Genomic DNA, 5,370 nt, shown 5'->3' on the forward strand with positions numbered 1-5,370 from the left:
ACCAATGATTGGCCGGCAAACGCCGTCCCATCCGACCTGATACCGCCAGGCCGGAAACGCCTGGGCTGGGCGGTGATGGCGGCCGCAACGCTTGGCCTGCTGGCAACGATCCTTGTCCAGATCCTCTACAAGAGCGAGGTCGACACGATCGGCTTCGAGACATGGCGTCCCGTGGTCTACGCCTACGTGCTGTGGGGCGTGGCACTCGGCATCGGCCAGGTGCTGACACGCGGCGAGGACGGCCAGCGCGCGCTGTTCCTGCTGCCGGCGCTGCTGTTCACCATCGCCATGGTGATCTTCCCGACGCTGTTCGGCTTCTACATCGCGCTCACCGACTGGAACCTCTCATCCTTCAGCGGCCGCAGGTTCAACGGGCTCGACAATTTCTGGCAGATGCTGGGCGATCCCTACTATCGCAATGCGCTGTTCAACATGGTGCTCTACGTGCTCGCCGTACTGGTCGAGTATGTCATCGCCTTCGGGCTGGCGCTGCTGCTCAACGCGCAGATCCGGGCACGCAAATTCTTTCGCGTGGTCTTCCTGATGCCGCTGATGCTGTCGCCGGTCGCGGTATCCTGGATGATCGGCAAATCGCTGATGGAGTACCGGTTCGGACCGGCGGCAACACTGGCGCGCCATCTCGGCTGGGACAACCCCGCCTTCTTTTCCGATCCCATCATCGCCCGCATATCGATCATGATACTGGATGCCTGGACCTTCATCCCGTTCATGATGATCATGCTGCTCGCCGGCTTGCAGGCGATGTCGCGGGAGGTGCTGGAGGCCGCGCGCGTCGACGGCGCGACCACGTGGCAGACCTTCTGGCAAGTCACCTTCCCGCTGATGTTGCCGGTTTCAGTGACGGCGGTGATCCTGCGCATCATCTTCAAGCTGAAGCTGGCCGACATCATCATCACGGTGACCTCGGGCGGCCCCGGCGGCGCCACCGATTCCGTCTCCAGCTTCATCTACCGCGAATACCGCGACCGCTCCAATGTCGGCTACGGCACCATGCTGGCGATGGCCTATCTCGTCATCATCGTCGTGTTCGTGACCTGGCTGTTGAAGCTCGCCAACCGCTTCGTGCGCAACGTCAATTGAGTGGCCGGAATGAGCATTCAGACTACCGAATACACCGTCACCGAAATCCGCTCTCCGGCGAGCGTCATCACCAGCCGCGTCTTCATATATGGCGCGCTGGTGTTCTGGGCCTTGATCTGCCTGTTTCCGATCTACTGGACGATAACGACCTCGTTCAAATCGGCGGTCGATGTCACCCAAGGCCATCTGATCCCCTTCGTCGACTTCCAGCCGGACTGGAAGGGCTGGCGCTCGCTCGGCCTGTCGCCGGATTCGATCTTCCAGACCTCCACGGTGCGCGATGAGTTCTTCAAGCGCTTCATGAATTCGGTCATCACCTCGGTCGGTGCATCAAGCCTCGCCATCGTCATCGGCAGCCTGGCCGCCTACGGCCTCACGCGCTACCGCTACAAATTCGCCTGGTTCAAGAACGAGGACATCTCCTTCTTCTTCCTGTCGCAGTTGATCCTGCCGCCCGTGGTGCTCGCTCTGCCCTTCCTGGTGCTCTACCGCGAAGTCGGCCTGCTCGACACGCGCATCGGGCTGGTCCTGCTCTACACGCTGATGGTGCTGCCGATCGTCATCTGGATCATGCGCGACCAGTTCAACTCCATCCCGGTGGAACTGGAAGAAGCAGCGCTCGTCGACGGCCTGTCGATCTGGGGGGCGTTCTTCCGCATCGTCATGCCGATCGCGCTGCCGGGCATGGTCGCCGCCTTCATCCTGGCGATGGTGCTGTGCTGGAACGAATATTTCTTCGCTGCCCTTCTGACCTCGACCGATGCCAAGACCATTCCGGTCATGGTGGCGAGCCAGACCGGCTCGCAGGGCATCAACTGGTGGTCGATGGCAGCCCTTGCCACCGCCGCGATCGCACCGCTGGCGGTGATCGGCATCGCGCTGGAACGCTATCTCATCATGGGCATGACTGCGGGAGCCGTGAAGTGACGAGCCAATACTGGTTCGCACGCAACATCCGTGTCGGCCACAAGGGTTACGACCGCTACGGCAAGGGTGTCATGCCGATCGCCTGGTAAGGTCGAGCCGTCATCGCCGGCTGCGTGCTGACCATGCTGTGCGGCGGCCGGTTCGTGGCGCTGGTGGGATTCCACGCCGCCCACCTCGTTCCTGGCATGTCAGCGTGGTTATAACCGGCGCCGGCACGTTCATCTGGGCCGTTGCCACCAAGGACAGGTCGATCGCCGGCTACACGGTGGAGCGGCTGAAACAGCCTTTAGCAGGCTGTTGAGCAACTGTTTAGTTCGCGGAACGTATCAGAATCAAACCGGACACAGACCAGAGTCAAAACGGGTATCTCCGAGGCTTTGTCATCAACCCGCTAGGCTTTCAGTATAGCGCGCAGGTGATCCATGATCATGGCGACGCCCCTGTTCCCGAGTTCCGCCGAAGCATCCTTGGCGCTCGCCGTGTACCAGCCGGTATTGTCGACGAAGCGGGCCGCGTCGACCGCCTCCGGGCACAGCGCCAGCATCAGTGACGTCTCGCCGATGCCGGCATGGTCGAACGGATACTTGCCGTTCATGGCCGCAGGCATCAGCGGATGCACCTGCACCCAGTTGAAGAAATTCTCACCGGCGGCGTGTCCGGCATAATAGTCGGCCATGTCCTTCGAGCCCCACCAGCCCTCGCCGCGCTGCTTCTCGAGGAAGCGGAAGATCGCCTGGCGGCCGGCGGTCTTGAAGGCAAGATCGGTCGGCATGCCGGCGACGAAATTCTCGGTCTGGTGGTGGATGATGGCGTGGATGTTGCGGAAGCCGATGCGCAGCAGGCTGTAGAACAGTTCCTCGCCGAACGGCGCCAACTGGTTGCCGCCGACCTGCACCGAGCCCGAACCTTCCGGCGGCGCCACTGCATAGCTCGCGGCGCCGTAGTAGAAGGGCGGCAGGATGACGACGTCCCTCTCCTGCTCGAACATTTCCAGCGTCTTTATGACGGCCAGCGTATCCATGCCGACGGCCATGTGCTCGCCATGGTACTCGAGCACGCCGAGCGGCAGGGCGACCGGCCAATTCTCGGCAATCGCCTTGCGGATCTGGTGCGGCAGCATCAGTTCATAGTGCATGATCTATTCCATATTGGTGTGGCGGGCACGCATGGCCTGGGGCGAAGTACCGACCAGGGATTTGAGCTTCAGCACCATCACCTCGAACAGCAGGAACAACGCACCTTCGAACACCGAGCCCATCGGCAGGACCGAAGTCCTTTGCGGCCCCTGGTCATCGGCCATGGTCTGGGCCGGAATGAGCAGCGTGGCATCGGCCAACCCCGCCGCGCTGCCGCCGGCCTGGGCGGTCAGCAGCAGATTGGTCGCGCCGGCATCACGCGCGACGCGCATCAAGGTCAGCACCGTCGAGGTTTCTCCCGGCCCGGAACTGGCCAGGAAGACGTCACCAGGCCCCAAGGGCGGCGTGGTCATGTCGCCGACCACCGAGACCGGCAGGCCGAGATGATAGAGCCGCATGGCAAAACCCTTGACCTGCAAGGCCTCGCGGCCGCAGCCATAGACGACGATCTGTCTGGCTTCGGCCAGCAGCTTGCAGGCCGCGTCGACCTGCCTGCCATCCAAGCGCGCCAGCACGCCGCCGAGTTCGTCGAGCGCGGTCTTGAACAGGTTTTCGTCCCGGTCGCTCACCACAAACCCACCCTCGAACTCCCCTTCGGATTTCTTCACGAACAGCTTGATTTCATTCATGCTAGCAACCGCGAAAATGCGTGTCCAACGCCGCGCAGCGCTTTTGCCTGATCACAGGCATGATAGTGTCGTGTCAGATAGGTCAGCTCACACAGATCAACTCCGGGAAAATTGCAGGACATGAAGACACGGCATTTCGACCGCATCGGCAATGGCGGCATCACCTTTACCGAGCTTGGCTTCGGCACGGCACCCCTCGGCAATCTCTACCGCGCCGTTTCGGACGAGGATGCCAAGGCCACGCTCGACGCCGCCTGGGCGACCGGCTGCCGCTACTACGACACTGCTCCGCTCTACGGGCTTGGCCTGTCCGAAACACGCCTCAACCCCTTCCTGCGCGGCAAGAAGCGCGACGACTATGTGCTGTCGAGCAAGGTCGGCCGCCTCATGCGCGCCTGCCCGCCGGAGCAGCGCACGGGCATCGGAAAGTTCTTCGACACGCCATCACGCCAGGAGGTCTACGACTACAGCGATGACGGTGTCATGCGTTCGTTCGAGGCTTCGCTCGAGCGCCTTGGCGTCGACAGGATCGACATACTGTTCGTGCACGACGTCGACATCTTCACCCATGGCAGCAAGGAGGCGTCCGACCGGCGCATCGAAGAATTCATGCGCTCGGGCTACTATGGTCTCCTGTCGCTGCGCGACCAGGGCGCGATCAAGGCGTTCGGCGGCGGCATCAACGAATGGCAGGTTGCCCAGACATTGGCCGAGCGCGGTGATTTCGACCTGTTCCTGCTTGCCGGGCGCTACACGCTGCTGGAACAGGAGGCGCTGACGTCGTTCCTGCCGCTCTGCCAGAAGCGCGGTATCGGTATCGTCCTTGGCGGCCCGTACAATTCCGGCATCCTGGCGACAGGACCGAAGCCCGGCGCCTATTACAACTATTCCGAGGCACCGAAGGACATTCTCGAGCGGGTCGCCGGCATCGAGGCTGTCTGCAAACGCCATGGCGTCAGGCTGATCGAGGCGGCGCTGCAGTTTCCGATGCTGCATCCCTCGGTCGTCTCGGTGATCCCCGGAGGCCAGCGGCCGAGCGAAGTCGAAAGCAACCGGGCGCTGCTCGACGCGAAACTGCCGGCAGCGCTGTGGGCAGATCTCAAGAAGGAGGGCTTGATGCGCGGCGACGCGCCGACCGCATAGCAGCGTTGCCGCGCCCCAATTCGGGCCAAGAAAACGACAAGCCCGGCAGGCCCGGCTTTTCTGCTCGCGTGTACCGGCGTCGGGCACAAAATGAAAAGCCGGGCAAGCCCGGCTTTTCTGTCTCTGAAAAGAAAATACGCTTAGTTGACTGCGTCCTTCAGGCCTTTGCCGGCCGAGAACTTCGGCACGGTGCGTGCCGGGATCTTCACTTCGGCGCCGGTCTGCGGGTTGCGGCCGGTCGAGGCCGCACGCTTTGACACGGTGAAATTGCCAAAGCCGACAAGCCGGACATCGCCGCCCTTCTTCAGTTCGCCGGTGATGACGGAAAATACCGCATCGACCGCCGACTGCGCGTCACCCTTCGAAATGCTCGCGGCGTCGGCGACAGCGGACACCAGTTCGTTCTTGTTCATAAAAATTCCCTTCCATGAGAA

6 protein-coding genes are annotated in these 5,370 nt (G+C 62.3%); 3 read left to right on the forward strand and 3 right to left on the reverse strand.

The features are described 5' to 3' along the window. Positions 1-1,101 (forward strand): carbohydrate ABC transporter permease (locus C1D09_RS30020; RefSeq protein ID WP_246135927.1); only part of this gene is annotated, 1,101 nt, incomplete at its 5' end. Positions 1,102-1,110: 9 nt separating this feature from the next. Then, positions 1,111-2,028, forward strand: a complete 918-nt coding sequence (locus C1D09_RS30025; RefSeq protein ID WP_143977591.1) for a carbohydrate ABC transporter permease — start codon at positions 1,111-1,113, stop codon at positions 2,026-2,028. Positions 2,029-2,419: 391 nt separating this feature from the next. On the opposite strand, the gene C1D09_RS30030 is transcribed toward C1D09_RS30025, so the two are convergent. Continuing rightward, entirely contained in the window at positions 2,420-3,163 is a 744-nt protein-coding gene (locus C1D09_RS30030) for a creatininase family protein (RefSeq protein ID WP_143977592.1), read from the reverse strand. Between the two features lie 3 nt (positions 3,164-3,166). Beyond that, positions 3,167-3,733, reverse strand: coding sequence for an SIS domain-containing protein (locus C1D09_RS30035; protein ID WP_143977594.1), 567 nt, complete (start codon positions 3,731-3,733; stop codon positions 3,167-3,169). A 180-nt stretch (positions 3,734-3,913) separates the two neighbouring features. Here C1D09_RS30035 and C1D09_RS30040 point away from each other — a divergent pair, with 180 nt between their 5' ends. Then, positions 3,914-4,936, forward strand: coding sequence for an aldo/keto reductase (locus C1D09_RS30040; protein WP_143977593.1), 1,023 nt, complete (start codon positions 3,914-3,916; stop codon positions 4,934-4,936). A 140-nt stretch (positions 4,937-5,076) separates the two neighbouring features. Here the strand turns inward: C1D09_RS30040 and C1D09_RS30045 are convergent, their stop codons facing one another. Next, positions 5,077-5,349 carry an HU family DNA-binding protein gene (locus C1D09_RS30045; RefSeq protein ID WP_006201846.1) on the reverse strand — a complete coding sequence of 91 codons (273 nt, stop codon included), beginning with the start codon at positions 5,347-5,349 and terminating at the stop codon, positions 5,077-5,079. Positions 5,350-5,370 lie beyond the last annotated feature (21 nt).

The sequence above is a fragment of the Mesorhizobium intechi genome, assembly GCF_002879535.1.
GTDB lineage: Bacteria > Pseudomonadota > Alphaproteobacteria > Rhizobiales > Rhizobiaceae > Mesorhizobium > Mesorhizobium intechi.